The 1055-nt window shown below is 58.9% G+C and carries 1 protein-coding gene and 1 pseudogene; one reads left to right on the top strand and one right to left on the bottom strand.

What is annotated here, in order from left to right; translation table 11 throughout:
- The coding region (locus tag A2I95_RS41740) for an amidase family protein (protein WP_291738131.1) at positions 1 to 521 on the top strand (521 nt) is incomplete at its 5' end.
- Positions 522 to 930: 409 nt separating this feature from the next.
- Here A2I95_RS41740 and A2I95_RS41735 read toward each other — a convergent pair.
- A pseudogene (locus tag A2I95_RS41735) lies at positions 931 to 1055 on the bottom strand (NAD kinase); the annotation flags it as partial.

Here is a 1055-nt window from a genome sequence, read left to right as displayed (position 1 = left end):
CCGGACGCACCGGTTACCGCGCACTGATGGGTGAGATCCATGCGCTGATGAAGGGGGATGTGGACGCGGCGGGCTCCCGGACCGTGCGCGATATCTTTGCCGTCTATTTCCAGGAGTTCCCGCCCTTTGCCGGCGATGAGCTGCTGCAGATGATGGCCAAGCGCACCCATTACGCGCGGCAATGGTCCCTGTTCATGGAGGAATACCCGCTGGTGCTGTCGCCCTTCCTGCCGCAGCCCTTTTTCAAGCCGGACCGAGACACCGAAGGCGCCGAAGGTGTGCATGAGGTGCTGGGCTGCGCAGTTTATTCTTACGCGATGAACTTTCTCGGCCTGCCTGCCGCCTCAGTCCCTGCCCGGCTGGCGCAGCTGCCGAACGGGCCGCAGCCCATCAATGTGCAGATCGCCGCCCGCCGCTGGCGAGAGGATCTTGCGGTGGGCGCCTGCGCTGCGATTGAAGCCCGTGCAGGCCGCATGTGCCTGCCGCTGTGGGACCAGATGCAAGCCGGAGGAAGCACCTGACATTGCGGTCAGCCGGCAAACGGCAGCATGAACCACCTCAATACGTTCGACTTGGAGAAGGTCCCTATAGGGAGTTCGAAAGGGTGCAGTGGAGCAAGTATTCATCGTCACACCCGGCCCGCTTAAGGTCCCGGGGAACGGATTGAACCGCCCCCGGGGAACTTCCATACCTAGGTCACTCACTAATAACAGCGCGCGCCTTGTCGCATTCTGCGAACCCGGCGTTTGGCACAGCTTCCGTGGTCGTAACCGGCAGGGAACTTAAAAAACTGGAACGCACAAAACACGCCGGTACGGATCTGTGGCATTTTGCCCTTTGGCAGCTACCATCCACATCCGCCTGTGGGTAAATCATCGCACGGAATCGTTACCGGTAAGTTCACAAATCCGTGAACCCTTCGTTAAACGCTTACGTAAACTGCTCGGAAATAAGCCTTTCTTCCAGGCCATGACCGGGATCGAACAGAATTTTATGGCGTATTTGCGGATCGGTACGGATCTCAACCCAATCAATATCGGCCACAGAATTCGAGT

Source organism: Leisingera sp. F5, from assembly GCF_001593695.1.
This window is presented reverse-complemented; position numbering and strand designations above follow the sequence as displayed.